A 19,018-nucleotide genomic window follows, 5' to 3' on the forward strand; every position below is an offset into this window, starting at 1 on the left:
TCGACAATTACCCTCTGATTCTCCCCCATGACGACTTCACACCCTCTGACCCAAGACGAACTCAAGGCCCTGGTAGGCCAGGCGGCCCTGCAATACGTGGTGCCTGGCGGCATTGTGGGCGTTGGAACGGGCTCCACGGTCAACAAATTCATTGATGCACTGGCCGGCATGAAGGACCAGATTCGGGGCGCGGTGTCCAGCTCGGTGGCCAGCACCGAGCGGCTCAAGGCGCTGGGAATCCCGGTGTTCGATGCCAACGAGGTGGAGTCGCTAGCGGTGTATATCGACGGTGCCGACGAGATCGACGACCACGGCTATATGGTCAAGGGAGGGGGCGCTGCACTGACACGCGAAAAGATCGTGGCCGCCCTGGCCAGCCGCTTTGTCTGCATCGTCGATGAGTCCAAACTGGTGGCGGCCCTGGGCCGCTTTCCGTTGCCAGTCGAGGTGATTCCCATGGCGGCGCATCACATCACGCGGCGATTTGCCGCGCTGGGTGGCGCGGCGCGGGTGCGCATGAAAGATGGACAACCACTGCTCACGGACAACGGGCAGCAGATTCTGGATGTGACGGGCCTTACCATCGCCGACCCACTGGCGTTCGAATCTGAAGTGAATCAGTGGCCGGGGGTGGTGACGGTGGGAGTGTTTGCGCACCAGAAGGCATCGGTGTGCCTTCTGGGTACAGCGCAGGGTGTGGTAAAGACCTTCACCTACTGACGCACGAGCTCGCATGGCCGGCACATGCCGACTTCATCAGCAGGGCTTAGAACCGGATACCTGCCGGATTGTTGGGCGTGGGCCCGTCTGTTGCAGGAGCGGGGCGCTGGCGCTCTGCAGGCGCCCTGTTTTCGGGTGCCGTGGGCGCCGCAGGTTGCGCGGCCTTGACGGCCACCAGCGGTGTGGCGGGCGGGCGGCGGTAGTTTGAGGGCAATTGCGATTGCTTGGGGTAGCCCGCAGCGTTCAGGTACTGGGTCCACTCGCTGTCGGAGAACCCGGCCAGTTGCTGGCCGCCAATCGTGCCGAACGGCAGGCCGTTGCCTCCGCTGAGCCGTTGCAGCGCATCAATGTCCTCATTGGTGGTGATCGTGCGCTCGGTAAAGGGAATACCGCGCCCCACCAGCAGATTGCGCGCGTTGTTGCATGGCGTGCAGTCAGTGCCCGTGTAAAGCGTGACCGGGAAACGCGTGGCGACTTGCTGCAGCTCATAGGGCAGGGCCGCACCGGTGGCACCCGTGCCCGACGTGGTGCTTTGAGCAGGCTTGGCGGCGGTGTCTGGTGCCCGGTCGGAGAAGGTTACTTTTCCGTCGGGGCCGACAATCCGGTACACGGCCTGGGCATGGGCGCCGACACCCGCCAGGGCCAACAGGAACGAGGCCAGCAACGGGGTACACAATGGCTTGCGCATGGGTCAATCTCCTGGTGAATCAGAGTCGGTACAAAAGAATGGGCCGAGGGATTAGTCTGCCATGCCTTGGTGGCGGAGCAGGGCGTCCAGATTGGGCTCGCGCCCGCGGAATGCCTTGAAGGATTCCATGGCAGGGCGGCTGCCACCCACTTCCAGGATGGCCTCGCGGTAGCGGCGACCCGTTTCGGTGCTGGGTAAACCGTCGCTGAGGGCGGTTTCTTCAAAGGCCGCATAGGCATCGGCGCTCAGCACTTCTGCCCATTTGTAGCTGTAGTAGCCTGCGGCATAGCCGCCGGCAAAAATATGGCTGAAGGTGTGGGCCGTGCGGCTGAAGGAGGGCGGTGGCAGCACCGACACTTCGCTGCGCACCTCGGCCAGCAAGGGCATGAAGTCCTGGGCAGGATCGTGGTCGGTGTGCAGCAGCATGTCGAACAGCGCAAACTCGATCTGGCGCAGGGTTGCCATACCGCTCTGAAAATTCTTGGCGGCGGTCATCTTGTCGAACAGCACGCGCGGCAGCGGCTCGCCAGTGTCAACGTGGGCGGTCATGTTGCGCAGCACGTCCCATTCCCAGCAGAAGTTCTCCATGAACTGGCTGGGCAACTCGACCGCATCCCACTCGACACCGCCAATGCCGGACACGTCGCGCTCGTTCACCTGCGTCAGCATGTGGTGCAAGCCGTGGCCGAATTCGTGAAACAGGGTGATCACGTCGTCGTGCGTGAGCAGCGGTGGCTTGCCGTCCACGCCATCGGCAAAATTGCATACCAGATGCGCCACGGGCGTCTGGAGCACGCCGGTGTCGGGCCGCAGCCAGCGTGTGCGCACGTCATCCATCCAGGCGCCACCGCGTTTGCCGGTGCGGGCGGGTTGGTCGAGATAGAACTGGCCCACCAGCTGCCCGTTGCGCTCGATGCGATAAAACTCTACGGCGGCGTTCCATACAGGGGCGCAGTCGCGGCGGATGCTGACCTCGAACAGTGTTTCGATGATCTTGAAAAGACCCGCCAACACCTTGGGTGCCGTGAAGAACTTTTTGACTTCCTGCTCGCTGAAGGCATAGCGCGCCTCCTTGAGCTTCTCGGCAAGATAGGGCCAGTCCCATGCCTGTGGATCCTGCAGGCCCAGCTGGCTGGCTGCGAAATGGCGCAGATCGGCCACGTCTTTTTCGGCGTAGGGACGGGCGCGGCGCGCCAGATCGCGCAGGAAGGTGACCACTTCTTCGGGCGACTGGGCCATCTTGGGCACTACAGACACCTGTCCGAAGTTGTCGTACCCAAGGAGCCGGGCTTCTTCGCGGCGCAGCACCAGGATTTCACCGATGAGCGCCGAGTTGTCAAAGCGCCGGGCGTCGCCTTCGGCCTGGTCAGAGGCACGCGTGACGTAGGCGCGGTACATGGTTTCGCGCAGTGCGCTGCGGGTGGCGAACTGCATCACCGGCAGATAGCAAGGCATCTTCAGCGTGAGCTTGTAGCCGCTTTTGCCTTCTGCCTGGGCAGCAGCCAGCGCCGTTTGCTGCACGTCAGCGGGCACACCATCCAGTTCTTCGGCCGTGGCGTAGTAGGCAAAGGCGTCAGTGGCGTCGAGCGCGTTTTCGCTGAATTTCTGGCTCAACTCGGCCTGCCGCTCCTGGATCTCGGCGAAACGCTCCTTGGCGGCCCCCGTGAGTTCGGCGCCGCTCAGGACGAAGTTGCGCACGGCGTTTTTGTGGGCCTGGCGCTGCTCAGGGGTCAGACTGGCAGGGTCGATGGCCTTGTACTTGGCGTACAGGCGCTCATCGGCTCCGAGGCGGGTCCAGAACTCGGTGACCCGGGGCAACGCCGCGTTGTAGGCGGCGCGCAACTCTGGGGTGTCGGCCACGCTGTTCAGATGACTGACGGCCCCCCAGGCCGTGCCCAGATGTTCTGTGGCGACATCCAGCACCTTTGCAATGGCGTCCCAGCGGGCCGGAAAATCGACGGCCGTGACCGTTTCAAGGGCTGCGCTGGCCTTCTCCAGCAACGCGTCCATCGCAGGGGCAACGTCAGCGGGCGTGATCCGGTCAAACTGGGGAAGGTCGGAGAAGTCGAGGAGGGCGTTGCTCATGCGGTGGTAGATGGCGCCTGGGGGCGCGGGTTCAAGTTGCGAAACGGCGATAAGTGGGCGGCAATTGGCAATCAGCGCTCGACAGGTGTCATGCACCCGCAGCGCGCTCGGCGGCTTCAAGGGTGTTGACCAGCAGCATGGTAATGGTCATGGGCCCCACCCCTCCGGGGACAGGGGTGATCCAGCCGGCCACGTTTTTCACGCCCTCGAAATCCACATCACCGCACAGCTTGCCTTCGTCGTTGCGGTTCATGCCCACGTCGATCACCACGGCGCCGGGCTTGACCATGTCGGCAGTCAGCACGTTGCGCTTGCCCACGGCGGCGACGATCACATCGGCCTGCAGCGTCTGGGCCTTGAGGTCGGTTGTGCGCGAATGGCAGACGGTGACGGTGGCATCTTTTTGCAGCAGCATCAGCGCCATGGGCTTGCCCACGATGTTGCTGCGTCCAATGACCACCGCGTGCTTGCCCCGGAGGTCGTAGCCCTTGCCGTCATTGAGCGACTCCAGCATCTTCATGCAGCCATAGGGCGTGCAGGGCCAGAAACCGGGCATACCGGTCATCAGCGCCCCGGCGCTGGCGATGTGAAAACCGTCCACGTCCTTGGCGGGCGAGATGGCCTCGATGACTTTTTGCGCGTCGATGTGCTTGGGCAGGGGCAGCTGCACGAGGATGCCGTGGATGGCGGGGTCGTTGTTGAGTGCCTGCACGCGCGCCAGCAGCGCGGCTTCGGTCATGTCGGCTTCGTATTTTTCCAGCACCGAATGCAGGCCACTGTCTTCGCACGCCTTGACCTTGTTGCGCACATAAACCTGCGACGCCGGGTTGTCGCCGACCAGTACTACAGCGAGGCCGGGCGTGGTGCCCCGTGCTTTGAGGGCTGCAGCGCGCTGGGCGACTTCGGTGCGTAGTTGGCGGGACAGGGCGTTGCCGTCGATGAGTTGTGCGGTCATATCAAAAAATACAAGTCAAAATGGCCTGTAGCGCTTTATGGATAAGCGCTAGTAGCTATCAATTAATGAGCAATCAGGTTTTGGGGGCGCTCTGGCCCAAGGCGATCTTGAGCAGATCGGCCACCGTGTTGGCGTTGAGCTTTTCCATGATGTTGGCGCGGTGCGCTTCCACGGTCTTGATGCTGATGCCCAGGTCGTCGGCGATCTGCTTGTTCAGGCGACCGGCGACGATGCGCTCGAGCACCTGGGCTTCGCGGCCCGTGAGCTTGGACAGCAGGGCGTCGCGGCTGGCGGCTTGCTGATAGCCGGCAAAGGCTTCACGGGCATGGTCCAGCATGCGTTCGACCAGCCCGACGAGCTCTTCTTCATCAAAAGGCTTCTGGATGAAATCGAGCGCGCCTTTTTTCATGGTGTTGACGGCCATGGGGACATCGCCGTGGCCGGTAATGAAAACGATGGGAAGGGGTGATTTGCGCTCGATCAGGCGGTCCTGCAGCTCCAGCCCAGTCATGCCGCCCATGCGGATGTCGACGATCAGGCAGGCCACCTCGCGCGGGTCGTAGCGCGAGAGGAAGGTTTCGGCCGAATCAAAGCAGCGTACCCGGTAGTCCTTGCCCTCCAGCCGCCACTGAAGCGAGTCGCGAACCGCCTCATCGTCGTCCACCACGTAAACGGTGCCTTTTTTCGGAATCAAACTCATGCAATTGTCCTTGGGGGTTGTGCGTTTGCTACAGAATCTGTAGTGGCATCCACAGGCTTGGCAAGCGGAAGCCAGAAGGAGAACCGGCAGCCTGTGACCTCGGAACCATTGTAGAGGTTCTGTGCCTGCATCCGGCCATGGTGGGATTCGACGATGCTGCGGCACAGGTTCAGGCCCATGCCCATGCCTTCCTCCTTGGTGGAGAAAAAGGCCTCAAACAGGCGTTCGAGCACTTCGGGCGCCAGTCCTTTGCCGGTGTCCTGCACCGAAAACTCCACCACTTCGCGGTCTTCGATGTGCTTGGGCACCACGCGCAGTTCCACGCTGCGGCCCGAAGTGGGGCGGTTGGCCATCTGGATGGCCTCGGCCCCGTTTTTCATGAGATTGACGAGCACCTGCTCAATCAGGATGGTGTCCGCCATCACCGGCGGCAGTCGCGCCGCCACGTAGTGGGTCAGGCGCACGTTGTGGCGGCGCAGCTCGATGTCGGCCAGCTCGACGGCCTCGTCCACCATCGAGTGCACATCGGCCAGTGCACGATTGGGTTCGCTTTTTTTCACAAAAGCCCGGATGCGCTGGATGATCTGGCCCGCGCGCTGGGCCTGGTGCGCCGTTTTTTGCAGGGCGGTGAGCAGGGCTTCTTCGGTGATCTGGCCGCTCTGGATGCGCGAAACCATGCCGCTGCAGTAGTTGCTGATGGCCGTCAGGGGCTGGTTGAGTTCGTGCGCCACGCTCGACGCCATCTCGCCCATGGTGATCAGGCGGCTGACCGACTGGGCCCGCTCGGCCTGGCGCGCCGACTGCTCCTCGGCCAGGCGGCGCGGCGTGATGTCGGTGGCAATCACCATCTGGGCCAGGCGGCCGTCCACCCAGTTGAGGTAGCGAGAGCGCACTTCCAGCCATTTGCCCAGCTCGGGCAGGTAGATTTCGGCGTTTTCGGTGCGTGCGCTGGTCAGAGAGTCAGTGGGCAAGCCCATCAGCCCGTCCTCGTCGTCCATGCCCGTGGGGTTGCTGTCGGAGGCCGGCAGCACGCCCGCCTGGGCCACCAGCTGCAAATGTCCAACGGTTTGCGAGCCAAACCACTGGCGGTAGAGCTTGTTGGCAAACAGCAATTCCTGGCTGCCCAGCGGCGCCACCGAAACCGAGGCGTCCAGCGATTCGAGCACGATGGTGAAACGCTCATGCGAGGCCGTCAGCTGCTCCCGAATACGGTTGGGCTCGGTGATGTCGGTCATGGACGTCATCCAGCCGGTTTGCTGGCCGTGGGCGTCGATCAGCGGAGACACATACAGCCGCGCATCAAACTGGGTACCGCTCTTGCGCCGCACGCGCACATGAAACCCGCCGGGCACGGTCTTGCCGCTGATCTCTTCGCGCAGCTTGGCGTACAGCGTTTCATAGTCGGATTCGGGCCAGTAGGGGAAAGGGGGCGTCAGGCCCACCAGTTCGGACTCGCTCCAGCCGGTCATCTGGCAAAAAGCCGCATTGACATAGGTGATGCGCCCCTCCAGATCAAGCGCGCGCATGCCGGTGAGCACAGAATTTTCCATGGCCCGGCGAAAGTTGGTTTCGGCCACCAGCGCTTGCTGGGCCTGCATGCGCCGGCGGGTGTGGCGCCAGGTGGCTATCAGCATCCAGGCCGTCATGGCGCTGAGCGTGCCCACCAGCCAGAACAGGCCGCTGCCCACCACACCGAGGGACGTGCGGTAGGCCTGCGCCCGCAGCACCAGTCCGTTGCCCACCGGCGAGACGGGCACTTCGTACTGGTTCGCGCGTTTTCGCCAGGGCAACACCGGGATGCTGGAGTCGCGAGGGCCCAGCGGCGTGCCGGCCAGCAACTGGTTGTTGCCATCGAGCAGCGTGACGGCATAACGTGCCAGCACTTCGGTGGGCGTGCCATAGCGCAACAGGCTGTCGATGGAATATTCCCCCAGCACCACGCCACTGAATTTGCCCTGGTGGCTCAGGGGCACCTGCAATTGCAGCAGCGGCGCGGAGTCGCCCTGGGTTGCGGTGGGCTGCGAATACACGGGTTGCTGAAGGTCGCGTGCCAGCTCAAAGGTGTCTGCGGTGTCGCCAGGGGTCAGCACTTCGCCGGCCACGCGCAACTCGCTGCTGCCCAGCGTGGGAGCGGCATGGCTGGCGCGGATGCGTTTTTTTTCATCGATCCAGGTGATTGCCTGCAATTCGGGGTGCTGGCTGATCAGGGATTCGGCTTGGCTCACAAAACCTGCGCGATCCACTTCCTGGTTGGACAAATCGCGCGCGACGCGCATCAGCTGTTCCTGGCGCTCCAGCAGCCGCAGGCGCACGCGCTGCTGGGCGTATTCCACATCGCGCTTGAGGGCTTCGTGTTCGCGTTCGACCTCTTCTGCCCGCAAATACCAGAAAGCCGCCACGATGGCCGCCATGAACAGCAGCACGGCAGCCAGCGGTGCCAGTGCAGCAAAACGGTCTTGCCGGGCCGGCGAGAGGTTGCGCCACCACGAACGCCACCAGTGCGCGGGGGTGGCCAGGGGGCTGCCGGCGTGGTTTGGTCCGTGATTGGGGTGGTGTTCATAGGTGCCAAGTGTAGAGGGGCAGGCCGGGGCTTTGGGTCTGCGGGGTTTGTGGTTGTTGGCACGTAAATTCCATTATGCGGAATGTATAAGCGCAATTTGAAATTAAAGAAAAATATGCGAAACTTCGGGCAACGTACTAAATTGCACCCTTACACACAGGAGACAAGCATGTCAGCTCAGCCCGACCCCCTGGCCGGAAACGGCGCCGCGCCCGCCACCGACACCGATCAGCAAGAAACCCGTGAGTGGATGGACGCGCTGTCCGCGGTCATCGACAAGGAAGGTGCTGAGCGCGCCCATTTCCTGATCGAACAATTGCTCGAACATGCCCGCCAGAGCAGCATTGACATGCCGTTCTCGGGCAATACGGGTTACGTGAACACCATCGAGCCCGAGCAGGAGGCCCACTGCGCCGGCAACATCGCCATCGAAAAGCGCCTGCGCGCCTACATGCGCTGGAACGCCATGGCCATGGTGGTGCGCGCCAACCGGCTGGACCCGGCCGACGGCGGTGATCTGGGTGGCCACATCGGCTCGTTCGCCTCCGTGGCCAGCATGTTTGGGGCGGGCTTCAACCATTTCTGGCACGCCGAGAGCGAGGGCCACGGCGGCGACCTGCTCTACATTCAGGGCCACAGCTCGCCCGGCATCTATGCCCGCGCCTTCCTTGAAGGCCGTCTGACCGAAGAGCAGCTCGACAGCTTCCGCCAGGAAGTGGACGGCAAGGGGCTATCGAGTTACCCGCACCCCAAGCTGATGCCCGAGTTCTGGCAGTTCCCCACCGTGTCGATGGGGCTGGGCCCGCTGATGGCCATTTACCAGGCGCGTTTTCTCAAATATCTGCACGCCCGGGGCATTGCCAACACCGAAAACCGCAAGGTCTGGGTGTTCTGTGGCGACGGCGAAATGGACGAGCCCGAATCGCTGGGCGCCATTGGCCTTGCCGCGCGCGAAAACCTCGACAACCTGATCTTCGTGGTCAACTGCAACCTGCAGCGCCTGGACGGTCCGGTGCGCGGCAACGGCAAGATCGTGCAAGAGCTCGAAGGCGAGTTCCGTGGCAGCGGCTGGAACGTCATCAAGCTGCTGTGGGGCGCTGGCTGGGATGCGCTGCTGGCCCGCGACAAGACCGGCAAGCTCAAACAGCTGATGATGGAGACGCTGGACGGCGACTACCAGGCCATGAAGGCCAACGACGGTGCCTTCGTGCGCAAGAACTTCTTTGGCAAATACCCCGAGACGCTGCAACTTGTCGAGCACATGACCGACGAAGAAGTGTTCGAGCTGCGCCGGGGCGGCCACGAGCCCACCAAGGTTTACGCCGCTTTTCATGCAGCCAACGAGCACAAGGGGCAGCCCACGGTGCTGCTCATCAAGACCGTCAAGGGCTACGGCATGGGCAAGGCCGGTGAAGGCAAAAACACTGTGCACCAGACCAAGAAGCTCAGTGATGAGGACATCAAGTACATCCGCGACCGGTTCAACATCCCGATCCCGGACAGCGAGCTGCACAAGATTCCTTATTACAAGCCTGCCGACGACACGCCGGAAATCAAATACCTGCACGAGCGCCGCAAGGCACTGGGCGGTTACCTGCCCAAGCGCCGCGTCAAGGCCGACGAGCACTTCACCGTGCCCGCCATCGAAACCTTCAAGGCCATCCTGGAGCCCACGGCCGAGGGCCGCGAGATCAGCACCACGCAGGCCTATGTGCGCTTTGTCACCCAGCTGCTGCGTGACCAGGCCCTGGGCCCGCGCGTGGTGCCCATCCTGGTGGACGAGGCCCGCACCTTCGGCATGGAAGGGCTGTTCCGCCAGATCGGCATCTACAACCCCAAGGGCCAGCTCTACACCCCGGTCGATCGCGACCAGGTGATGTATTACCGCGAAGACAAGGCCGGCCAGATTTTGCAAGAGGGCATCAACGAAGCCGGCGGCATGGCCAGCTGGATCGCGGCGGCCACCAGCTACAGCACCAACAACCGCATCATGGTGCCGTTCTACGTGTACTACTCGATGTTCGGTTTTCAGCGCATTGGCGACCTGGCCTGGGCAGCCGGTGACATGCAGGCACGCGGCTTTTTGCTGGGCGGTACGTCGGGCCGCACCACGCTCAACGGCGAAGGCCTGCAACACGAAGATGGCCACAGCCACATCCTGGCCAACACCATCCCCAACTGCGTGACCTACGATCCCACCTTCGCCCACGAAGTGGCGGTGATCATGCACCACGGCATGAAGCGCATGGTCGAGCAGCAGGAGAACGTTTTCTACTACATCACGCTGCTCAACGAGAACTACCCCATGCCCGGCCTCACGGCGGGCACCGAAGAGCAGATCATCAAGGGCATGTATATGTGCAAGCCCGGCGCCGTGCCACCGCAGGGCACCTCCGGCGCCAGTGAAAAGCGCGTGCAGCTGCTGGGCTCGGGCACCATCCTGCGCGAATCCATCGCCGCCCAAACCCTGCTGGCTGCCGACTGGGGCATTCAGGCCGACGTGTGGAGCTGCCCCAGCTTCAACGAGCTCACCCGCGAAGGCCAGGACGCCGAGCGCTGGAACCTGCTGCACCCGCTGGAAACGCCGCGCGTGCCCTTCGTGGCGCAACAGCTGGGCACCAGCTCCGGCCCGGTAGTGGCATCCACCGACTACATGAAGGCCTATGCCGAGCAGATCCGTCCGTTCATCCCGAAGGGCCGCACCTACAAGGTGCTGGGCACCGACGGTTTTGGCCGCAGCGACTTCCGCAGCAAGCTGCGCGAGCACTTCGAGGTCAACCGCCACTACATCGTGGTGGCCGCCCTCAAGGCGCTGAGCGAAGACGGTGTGCTGCCCGCCACCAAGGTGGCCGAGGCCATTGCCAAGTACAACATCCAGGCCGACAAGGTCAACCCGCTGTACGCGTAAACCGAACCAACTGGAGACAACAATGGCATTGGTAGAAATCCAAGTTCCGGACATCGGTGACTTCGACGAAGTCGGCGTGATCGAGTTGCTGGTCAAGCCCGGCGACACCGTCAAGGCCGAGCAATCGCTGATCACGGTCGAGTCCGACAAGGCATCCATGGAGATTCCCTCCAGCCATGCGGGCGTGGTCAAGGACCTGCGGGTGCAGGTCGGCGACAAGGTCAAGCAAGGCTCGGTGGTGCTCACGCTCGAAGTGGTTGGTGCTGTTTCTGAATCAAATTCAACACCAGCCCAATCGCAGCAAGCGCAAGCAGCTATTGAAAAAATAGCAAAAACACCGACGCCCAGCGCCGCTCCCGTTGCTGCACCGGCGCCCGACGCAGCGGCGCCTGTCGGCCCCATCGAAGTGCGCGTGCCCGACATCGGCGACTTCAAGGACGTGGCCGTGATCGAGCTGCTGGTCAAGCCCGGCGACACGGTCAAGCTGGAGCAATCGCTCTTCACGGTCGAATCCGACAAGGCATCCATGGAGATCCCTTCGCCCGCTGCGGGCGTGATCAAGGAACTCAAGGTCAAGATCGGCGACACCGTCAACATCGGCGACCTTGTGGCCGTGCTGGAAGGCTCGGCGGGCAATGCGCCAGCGGCGGTTGCTCCAGCCGCACCGGCCGCATCAGCAGCGCCAGTTCCTGCCGCCGCTGTGGCAGCGGCTGCGCCCCCCGCAACCGCTATCGCCTCTGCCTCCGTGCCCGCGCACCAGCCCGGCACGCCCGCTGCCGGCCTGCCACACGCCAGCCCCTCGGTGCGCAAATTCGCCCGCGAACTCGGTGTGCCGCTCGACGAAGTCAGGGGCACTGGCCCCAAGGGTCGCATCACGCAAGACGACATCCAGGGTTTCACCAAGGCGGTGATGGGCGGCGCCACGCAAACCAAGGCGCAGGCAGCCAAGGCACCCGCCGCCAGTAGCGGCGGCTCGGGCGAGGGCCTGAACCTGCTGCCCTGGCCCAAGGTGGACTTCGCCAAGTTCGGCCCGGTGGAGCGCAAAGACCTCTCGCGTATCAAGAAGATCAGCGGTGCCAACCTGCACCGCAACTGGGTCGTCATCCCGCACGTCACCAACCACGACGATGCCGACATCACCGACCTCGAAGCCTTCCGCGTGCAGTTCAACAAAGAGAACGAGAAAAGTGGCGTCAAGGTCACCATGCTCGCCTTCATGATCAAGGCCGCCGTGGCCGCGCTCAAGAAGTTCCCCGAGTTCAATGCTTCGCTCGACGGCGACCAGCTGGTGATGAAGAACTACTTCCACATCGGCTTTGCGGCCGACACGCCCAACGGCCTGGTGGTGCCCGTGATCCGCGACGCCGACCAGAAGGGCATCGTGCAAATCTCGCAAGAGATGGGTGACCTGGCGAAGAAAGCGCGCGACGGCAAGCTGGGCCCGGCCGACATGACCGGCGGGTGCTTCTCCATCAGCTCGCTGGGCGGCATTGGTGGGCGTTACTTCACGCCCATCATCAACGCGCCCGAAGTCGCCATCATGGGTGTGTGCAAGAGCAGCCTGGAACCCCAATGGGACGGCCAGCAGTTCGCACCGCGCCTGATGCTGCCCCTGTCGCTCAGCTGGGACCATCGCGTGATCGACGGCGCCAGTGCTGCGCGCTTCAACGTGTACTTTGCCTCGCTGCTGGCGGACTTCCGCCGCATCGTGATGTAACGAAAGGGCAATGCACATGGCAACAATCGATATCAAGGTGCCCGACATCGGCGACTTTGCCGAGGTGGCCGTCATCGAGGTGCTAGTCCAACCCGGCGACACCATTAAGGCCGAGCAAAGCCTGATCACCGTGGAGTCTGACAAGGCCTCCATGGAGATTCCCTCCAGCCACGCGGGTGTGGTCAAAGAACTGCGCGTGAAACTGGGCGACAAGGTCGCCAAGGGCTCCGTGGTGCTGACGCTGGAAGTGGAGGGCGCTGGCGTTGCAGCACCTGCCGCTGCACCTGCGCCAGCGCCCGCAGCTGCCCCAGTAACTTCAGAGCAAAAACAGGCCCCAGCGCTTACCGCACAAGCGCAAGCAGCTATCAATCCAGTAGCGTCGAGTTTTGCAGGCACGGCCGATCTGGAGTGCGATCTGCTCGTGCTCGGCGGCGGCCCCGGCGGCTACAGCGCCGCCTTCCGCGCGGCCGACCTCGGCCTCAAGGTTGTGCTGGTCGAGCGCTACGCCCAGCTCGGCGGCGTGTGCCTGAACGTGGGCTGCATCCCCAGTAAGGCGCTGCTGCATGTGGCTGCGGTGATGGATGAGGTGAGCCACCTGTCGGCGGCTGGCATCGACTTTGGCGCGCCCACTGTCAATGTCGACACGCTGCGCGGCCACAAAGAGAAAGTCATCGGCAAACTCACCGGCGGCCTGGCCCAGATGGCCAAGATGCGCAAGGTGACCACCGTGCGCGGCTACGGCGCCTTCGTCGGTGCCAACCACGTCGAAGTGGAAGAAACCACCGGCTCGGGCCAGGAGAAGACCGGCACCAAGAAGGTCATCGGCTTCCAGAAAGCCATCATCGCCGCCGGCAGCCAGGCCGTGCGCCTGCCCTTCATGCCCGACGACCCGCGCGTGGTCGACTCCACCGGCGCGCTGGCGCTCCAGGGTGTTCCGAAGCGCATGCTCATCCTGGGCGGCGGCATCATCGGCCTCGAAATGGGCACGGTCTATAGCACGCTGGGCGCGCGCCTGGACGTGGTCGAAATGATGGACGGACTGATGCAGGGCGCCGACCGCGACCTGGTCAAGATCTGGCAGAAGATGAACGCCCCGCGCTTCGACAACATCATGTTGAAGACCAAGACCGTGGGCGCCGAGGCTACGCCCGAGGGCATCGAGGTGACGTTTGCGCCAGCGGAAGAGGGCGGCACCGCCCCCGAGCCGCAAACGTACGACCTCGTGCTGCAGGCCGTGGGCCGCACGCCCAACGGCAAGAAAATCGCCGCCGACAAGGCCGGCGTGGCGGTGACGGACCGCGGCTTCATCAACGTCGATATCCAGATGCGCACAAACGTGCCGCACATCTTCGCCATTGGCGACATCGTCGGGCAGCCCATGCTGGCGCACAAGGCGGTGCACGAAGCGCATGTGGCGGCCGAGGTCATCGCCGGAGAACTGCAGGGAAACAAGGAGCTGGCCAGCGCCGCTTTCAACGCCCGCGTGATCCCCAGCGTGGCGTACACCGACCCCGAAGTGGCTTGGGTGGGCCTCACCGAAGACCAGGCCAAGGCGCAGGGCATCAAGGTCAAGAAGGGCCTGTTCCCCTGGACGGCCTCGGGCCGCGCCATTGCCAACGGCCGCGACGAAGGCGTGACCAAGCTGCTGTTCGACGACTCGCCCGAAGCCCATGGCCACGGCAAGATCCTGGGCGGCGGCATCGTGGGCACCCACGCAGGCGACATGATTGGCGAGATTGCCCTGGCCATCGAGATGGGCGCCGATGCGGTGGACATCGGCAAGACCATCCACCCGCATCCGACGCTGGGCGAGAGCATCGGCATGGCGGCGGAAGTGGCGCATGGCAGCTGCACGGATGTGCCGCCTGCGCGCAAGTAAGTCCGCAGCCAAGCTACCCTGACAAGGCCCGAACTGGCGACGGTTCGGGCCTTGTGCTTTGCGTACCCAAACAATCGCCGCAGAATACTGTGCATTTGTACAGTATTCATGCCGATCACTGCAAAACCCAAACTCTACAACCCACGCCACCCCGAACGCACGCTGCTCTACCAAACGGTAGCCGAGCACTACGAGACCTGGCTAGAGTTGGCCAGCGCGGGTCAGTTCGACGGCCAGTGCGACCACCACACCCCCAAGCCCTTCGTACGCAAAGCGTTTGCCACATATCTGGAGTGCGGCATCTTTGCCCATGGCTTCGCCCGCGCTCGTTGCGAGGATTGCGGGCATGACTACTTCGTCGCTTTCTCCTGCAAAGGCCGTGGAGTCTGCCCCTCGTGCACCACGCGGCGGATGGTGGAGACGGCGGCACACCTGAGCGACCACGTCTTCCCCCGCCTGCCGGTGCGCCAGTGGGTGCTCTCCGTGCCCAAGAGGTTGCGGTACTTCATGCAACGCGACGGAGCGGTGCTGAGCATGGTGCTGCGCATCTTTCTGCGGGTGATCGCACAAACTCTGCAGACCCACAGCCCCGGTGCGGCCCATATGGACAAGGCAGGCCTGCACATCGGTGCCATCGCCTTCATTCACCGATTCGGCTCCAGCCTCAATGAACACGTCCACTTCCACTTGTGTGGTGGACGGGGTGTTTGAGGAAGTGGAGGGCGAGGGCGATGCTGATGCGACCCCTCGAATCTCATCGCCGGGTGTCATCTTTCACGCGGCCACCGGCATCGATGCGGCTACCGTGGCCCCAGTGCAGACCACACTGCAAAAACGCATCCTGCGCGCCTTCGTTGCTCGGGGCCTGCTGGAGAACTGTGACGCCAAAGACATGCTGGGCTACAAACACAGCGGCTTCTCGGTGGACGCCGGTGTCTGCATCGAAGCCCACGACCGCGCTGCGCTGGAGCGGCTGCTGCGCTATTGCGCGCGTCCACCGTTTTCCATGGAGCGCCTACGCAAAGAGGGAAGCAAACTGGTGTACCGCTGTGCCAAACAGCGCAGCGAGCCCACCAGTGACAAGCGTGGTGCCAAGGTTGATGAGCTGCACCTCACACCGCTGGAGCTCATCGACCGCATTGCCGCCCTGGTACCCCCACCACGCACCCACCGGCACCGCTACTTTGGTGTGCTGGCACCAAACTCGCCGCTGAGGGCTGCGGTGACGGCGCTGGCGACACCGGCGCAAGCCGCTCCCGTGCTGGGCGCGTCGATCAGCACGGGGGAGTGCGCGCCTGGTGTGGTACCGATGAGCAGCGCGCTGCCATCCCAGAGCGAGCCGGTGCTGCCCAAGCGTGCAGCGCACTACCTGTGGGCGGTGCTGATCGCCCGCATCTACGAGGTGTTCCCCCTCTTGTGTCCGCTGTGTGGCGGGCAGATGCGCATCATCGCGTTCATTACGCACAGCGCTGACATCCGGCACATCCTGGACCACATCGGGGCAGATTCAGAGCCACCCCGCATCTCCCCGGCGCGCGGGCCACCGCTGTGGGATGACTGTAGTGATGCGCAGATGGATGACGGGGCGCAAACCGAGCCAGCAGACTGGGACCTGGCGGCGCAACCGGCACCGGACTTTGAGGTCGATCAGCGCATCAGTTGGTGAATGAACAAAGCGGCGATTTTGACTTGCCGCGAACTGGCTCTGCGCCCGGTACACGCCGAGCGCCGCAAATCACTCTCCTGAACGCCAAACCCTGGTGGTGAACCTGACACCTGGGCGGGAAAATCGAGTGTCTCAGCCGGCTTGATGGCGCTTCCGCGGTGCGATACTTGGCCTCATGCGGTTAAAACGCCTATCCGTTGAAGTGCATCAGGCACCTCGTTCAGGTTCAGGTCATGTTGGCGGAGCATCCTCACGTCATCAAGGATATAGGAGCCACACCATGAAAGCACTCTTTCCCATCGCCCTCGTGATCGCCATGACCAGTTCGGGCGCCGCAATGGCCAGTGACGATTGCCATCGCCCGATGGCCGAATGGCAGTCGCGCGAGAACGTCACGGCCCATGTCACCGAGCGCGGGATCACAACCGAACGCCTGCGCATCGACGATGGCTGTTACGAGGTCCGTGGCCGCGACGGCGACGGCAACCAGGTCGAACTGAAGATCGATCCAGCCTCGCTTGCGATCCTGGAGCTGGAGGTTCGCTTCCGCCCCGGTGCCGACGCGTCGCGCTACCTGCCAGGCGCACGCAGCCCGGCGGGCAAGACGGGCAAGGCACACGCTGGCAAGCCACTGAACGCGCCGGCTGCCCTCGCGTTAAGGAGCCTGTGATGCGCCGGGTCGGACCCCTCCTGGTCACGCTGGCCGTGCTGTACGCCGGCCTGCTCGGCGCACAGACCTATGCCCCCTTTGGCACAGAGACGGCCTTGGGCATTGCCCTGGGGGCGGGCGCCATTGCCGCGATGAGCCTGGCCTTGATCCTGTCCACCCGCCCTTCCTGGATTGAGCCGCTGTTTGGCGGGCTCGACCGGATGTACGGGGTGCACAAGTGGCTGGGCATTGCCGCCCTGGCGCTGATGCTCGGTCACAACATGATCGAGCCCGAGCTGGAAGACGTGGTGCGTGAAACCCGGCTGGGTGACTTTGCGGCCGATGTGGGCGAGTTCGCTTTCAACGGCTTCATCGGGCTGATCCTGCTGAGCTGGTTCAAGCGGGTGCCCTTCACCCAGCTGGAGCTGCCTTGGCCGCTCTGGCGCTTCACGCACCGCTTCACCGGCCTGCTGTTTGCGGTGGCGGCGTTTCACCAGATCGCCATCGACCAGCCCGAAGGCCTGGACGGCACGCTGAGCCTGTACCTGAACGCCTTGAGCGTGGCCGGAATCGCGGCCTGGCTGTTCACGCAACTGGTGGCGCCTTTCCTGCGTCCACGCAACTTCGTGGTGGCGCAGGTTGAGCCGCACGGCGCGGTCGCGGAGCTGACGCTGCGCCCGGAAGGTCGCCCCCTGCGCTGGCGTCCGGGTCAGTTTGCCTTCGTGTCCGCCCCGGACGCCGGGCTGCGCGAAGCCCACCCCTTCACCATCGCCAGTGCCCCGCGTGCCGACGGCGAGTTGCGCTTGGGCATCAAGGCCCTGGGCGGCTGGACGCGGCGTCTGCCCGATCGCCTGGCCCCGGGGCAGCGCCTGCGGATCGAAGGGCCTTACGGTCGCTTCGTGTTCCGCAAGCGGGTGCGGCGTCAGGTCTGGCTGGCCGGTGGCATCGGCATCACGCCCTTCCTGGCCTGGGCCGAAGCCTTGACCGAGGCCGACCAGCAGGAAATCACCCTGGTCTGGGCGGTGACGACGCGGGCCGAGGCCTTTGCCGCCGAGCGCTTGGCCGCCATCGCCGCACGCCACCCCGGCTTGAGCGTGCACATCGTGGCCAGCGCCGAAGACGGACGCTTGACGGCCTCACGGCTGGTCCAGCTGACACCCTTCCCGCTGCGCGACGCGGAGTTGTTTTACTGCGGACCGGTCGGCCTGCGCGACGCCATCGTCTCCGACCTCCAGGCGACGGGGCAGCGCCCACGCCGCGTTCACCACGAGGCGTTCGCGTTGCGCTGAAGACACCTGCGCCTCACACCACAGCCCTCATTCTTTTCAAAGGTCATCATCATGAAAACGCTCGTCTCAGTCCTGGCCCTGTCCATGGCGCTCGCCCTGCCAGGCCGTGCGCCTGCCCTTCATGCCCGACGACCCGCGCGTGGTCGACTCCACCGGCGCCCTGGCGCTCCAGGGTGTTCCGAAGCGCATGCTCATCCTCGGCGGCGGCATCATCGGCCTCGAAATGGGCACGGTGTATTCCACCCTGGGCGCGCGCCTGGACGTGGTCGAGATGATGGACGGCCTGATGCAGGGCGCCGACCGCGACCTCGTCAAGATCTGGCAGAAGATGAACGCCAAGCGTTTCGACAACATCATGCTCAAGACCAAGACGGTGGGCGCGAAGGCCACACCCGAAGGCATCGAGGTGACGTTTGCCGCAGCGGAAGAGGGCGGCACCGCCCCCGAACCCCAGGTGTACGACCTCGTGCTGCAGGCCGTGGGCCGCACGCCCAACGGCAAGAAGATCGCTGCCGACAAGGCTGGCGTGGCCGTGACGGACCGCGGCTTCATCAACGTCGACATCCAGATGCGCACCAACGTGCCGCACATCTTCGCCATCGGCGACATCGTGGGCCAGCCCATGCTGGCGCACAAGGCGGTGCACGAGGCGCATGTGGCAGCCGAAGTGATTGCCGGTGAACTGCAAGGTAACAAGGAACTGGCCAGCGCTGCCTTCAACGCCCGCGTGATCCCCAGCGTGGCCTACACCGACCCCGAAGTGGCCTGGGTGGGCCTGACCGAAGACCAGGCCAAGGCGCAGGGCATCAAGGTCAAAAAGGGTTTGTTCCCCTGGAACGCCTCAGGCCGCGCCATCGCCAATGGCCGCGACGAGGGTGTGACCAAGCTGCTGTTTGACGACAGCCCCGAAGCAGGATCAGGAGACGGCCATGCTGGCCGGGGCCACGGCAAGATCCTGGGCGGCGGCATGGTCGGCACGCATGCGGGCGACATGATCGGCGAGATCGCCCTGGCCATCGAGATGGGTGCGGACGCTGTCGACATCGGCAAGACCATCCACCCGCACCCCACACTTGGGGAATCCATCGGCATGGCAGCGGAAGTGGCGCACGGGTCGTGCACCGACGTGCCCCCGGCACGCAAGTAGGCCGGAGCACTGCCACCGGAGCCTGGCCATGGCAGTCAAGAAGTTCCCCCAGGCC

11 protein-coding genes and 2 pseudogenes are annotated in these 19,018 nt (G+C 64.0%); 8 read left to right on the forward strand and 5 right to left on the reverse strand.

Translation table 11 applies throughout. The features are described from left to right. Positions 1-27 precede the first annotated feature (27 nt). Positions 28-720: a ribose-5-phosphate isomerase RpiA gene (gene rpiA, locus DTW89_RS09425; RefSeq protein ID WP_114655748.1), complete on the forward strand. Its 693-nt coding sequence runs from the start codon at positions 28-30 to the stop codon at positions 718-720. A gap of 46 nt (positions 721-766) precedes the next feature. Here rpiA and DTW89_RS09430 read toward each other — a convergent pair whose 3' ends face one another. The 5 genes from DTW89_RS09430 to DTW89_RS09450 all read right to left on the reverse strand — a co-directional run bounded on the left by DTW89_RS09430 (position 767) and on the right by DTW89_RS09450 (position 7,664). Beyond that, positions 767-1,408: a glutaredoxin family protein gene (locus DTW89_RS09430; protein ID WP_114655749.1), complete on the reverse strand. Its 642-nt coding sequence runs from the start codon at positions 1,406-1,408 to the stop codon at positions 767-769. A gap of 51 nt (positions 1,409-1,459) precedes the next feature. After that, positions 1,460-3,493: a M3 family metallopeptidase gene (locus DTW89_RS09435; RefSeq protein WP_114655750.1), complete on the reverse strand. Its 2,034-nt coding sequence runs from the start codon at positions 3,491-3,493 to the stop codon at positions 1,460-1,462. Positions 3,494-3,581: 88 nt separating this feature from the next. After that, complete coding sequence (folD, locus tag DTW89_RS09440; RefSeq protein ID WP_114655751.1) at positions 3,582-4,448, reverse strand: bifunctional methylenetetrahydrofolate dehydrogenase/methenyltetrahydrofolate cyclohydrolase FolD; 867 nt, start codon at positions 4,446-4,448, stop codon at positions 3,582-3,584. Positions 4,449-4,521: 73 nt separating this feature from the next. Then, entirely contained in the window at positions 4,522-5,148 is a 627-nt protein-coding gene (locus DTW89_RS09445; RefSeq protein ID WP_114655752.1) for a response regulator transcription factor, read from the reverse strand. Further along, entirely contained in the window at positions 5,145-7,664 is a 2,520-nt protein-coding gene (locus DTW89_RS09450; RefSeq protein WP_114655753.1) for a PAS domain S-box protein, read from the reverse strand. Before DTW89_RS09450 ends, DTW89_RS09445 begins: the two co-directional genes overlap by 4 nt. A 213-nt stretch (positions 7,665-7,877) precedes the next feature. Here DTW89_RS09450 and aceE point away from each other — a divergent pair, with 213 nt between their 5' ends. The 7 genes and pseudogenes from aceE to DTW89_RS09485 form a co-directional block, all read left to right on the forward strand. Continuing rightward, positions 7,878-10,616 carry a pyruvate dehydrogenase (acetyl-transferring), homodimeric type gene (aceE, locus tag DTW89_RS09455; RefSeq protein WP_114655754.1) on the forward strand — a complete coding sequence of 913 codons (2,739 nt, stop codon included), beginning with the start codon at positions 7,878-7,880 and terminating at the stop codon, positions 10,614-10,616. Between the two features lie 22 nt (positions 10,617-10,638). Then, positions 10,639-12,333 (forward strand): dihydrolipoyllysine-residue acetyltransferase, encoded by a 1,695-nt coding sequence (aceF, locus tag DTW89_RS09460; RefSeq protein ID WP_114655755.1) that lies wholly within the window; start codon positions 10,639-10,641, stop codon positions 12,331-12,333. 16 nt (positions 12,334-12,349) lie between these two features. Continuing rightward, entirely contained in the window at positions 12,350-14,212 is a 1,863-nt protein-coding gene (gene lpdA / locus DTW89_RS09465; protein ID WP_114655759.1) for a dihydrolipoyl dehydrogenase, read from the forward strand. Between the two features lie 108 nt (positions 14,213-14,320). Continuing rightward, a pseudogene (locus DTW89_RS09470) lies at positions 14,321-15,878 on the forward strand (transposase). 280 nt (positions 15,879-16,158) lie between these two features. Beyond that, positions 16,159-16,548, forward strand: coding sequence for a PepSY domain-containing protein (locus DTW89_RS09475; protein ID WP_114655756.1), 390 nt, complete (start codon positions 16,159-16,161; stop codon positions 16,546-16,548). Then, positions 16,548-17,816, forward strand: coding sequence for a ferredoxin reductase family protein (locus DTW89_RS09480; RefSeq protein WP_236637087.1), 1,269 nt, complete (start codon positions 16,548-16,550; stop codon positions 17,814-17,816). Before DTW89_RS09475 ends, DTW89_RS09480 begins: the two co-directional genes overlap by 1 nt. A gap of 100 nt (positions 17,817-17,916) precedes the next feature. Further along, positions 17,917-18,963 (forward strand): annotated as a pseudogene (locus DTW89_RS09485) (dihydrolipoyl dehydrogenase family protein); the annotation flags it as partial. Positions 18,964-19,018 lie beyond the last annotated feature (55 nt).

This window comes from Acidovorax sp. BoFeN1 (genome assembly GCF_003345135.1).
GTDB classification, from domain to species: Bacteria; Pseudomonadota; Gammaproteobacteria; order Burkholderiales; family Burkholderiaceae_C; genus Acidovorax; species Acidovorax defluvii.

Excerpts from the sequence above, each read along its gene's own strand:
- aceF (WP_114655755.1), top strand. The coding sequence starts at position 10,639 with ATGGCATTGGTAGAAATCCAAGTTCCGGACATCGGTGACTTCGACGAA.
- rpiA (WP_114655748.1), top strand. The coding sequence starts at position 28 with ATGACGACTTCACACCCTCTGACCCAAGACGAACTCAAGGCCCTGGTA.
- aceE (WP_114655754.1), top strand. The coding sequence starts at position 7,878 with ATGTCAGCTCAGCCCGACCCCCTGGCCGGAAACGGCGCCGCGCCCGCC.
- folD (WP_114655751.1), bottom strand. The coding sequence starts at position 4,448 with ATGACCGCACAACTCATCGACGGCAACGCCCTGTCCCGCCAACTACGC.
- DTW89_RS09435 (WP_114655750.1), bottom strand. The coding sequence starts at position 3,493 with ATGAGCAACGCCCTCCTCGACTTCTCCGACCTTCCCCAGTTTGACCGG.
- DTW89_RS09480 (WP_236637087.1), top strand. The coding sequence starts at position 16,548 with ATGCGCCGGGTCGGACCCCTCCTGGTCACGCTGGCCGTGCTGTACGCC.
- lpdA (WP_114655759.1), top strand. The coding sequence starts at position 12,350 with ATGGCAACAATCGATATCAAGGTGCCCGACATCGGCGACTTTGCCGAG.
- DTW89_RS09475 (WP_114655756.1), top strand. The coding sequence starts at position 16,159 with ATGAAAGCACTCTTTCCCATCGCCCTCGTGATCGCCATGACCAGTTCG.
- DTW89_RS09430 (WP_114655749.1), bottom strand. The coding sequence starts at position 1,408 with ATGCGCAAGCCATTGTGTACCCCGTTGCTGGCCTCGTTCCTGTTGGCC.
- DTW89_RS09445 (WP_114655752.1), bottom strand. The coding sequence starts at position 5,148 with ATGAGTTTGATTCCGAAAAAAGGCACCGTTTACGTGGTGGACGACGAT.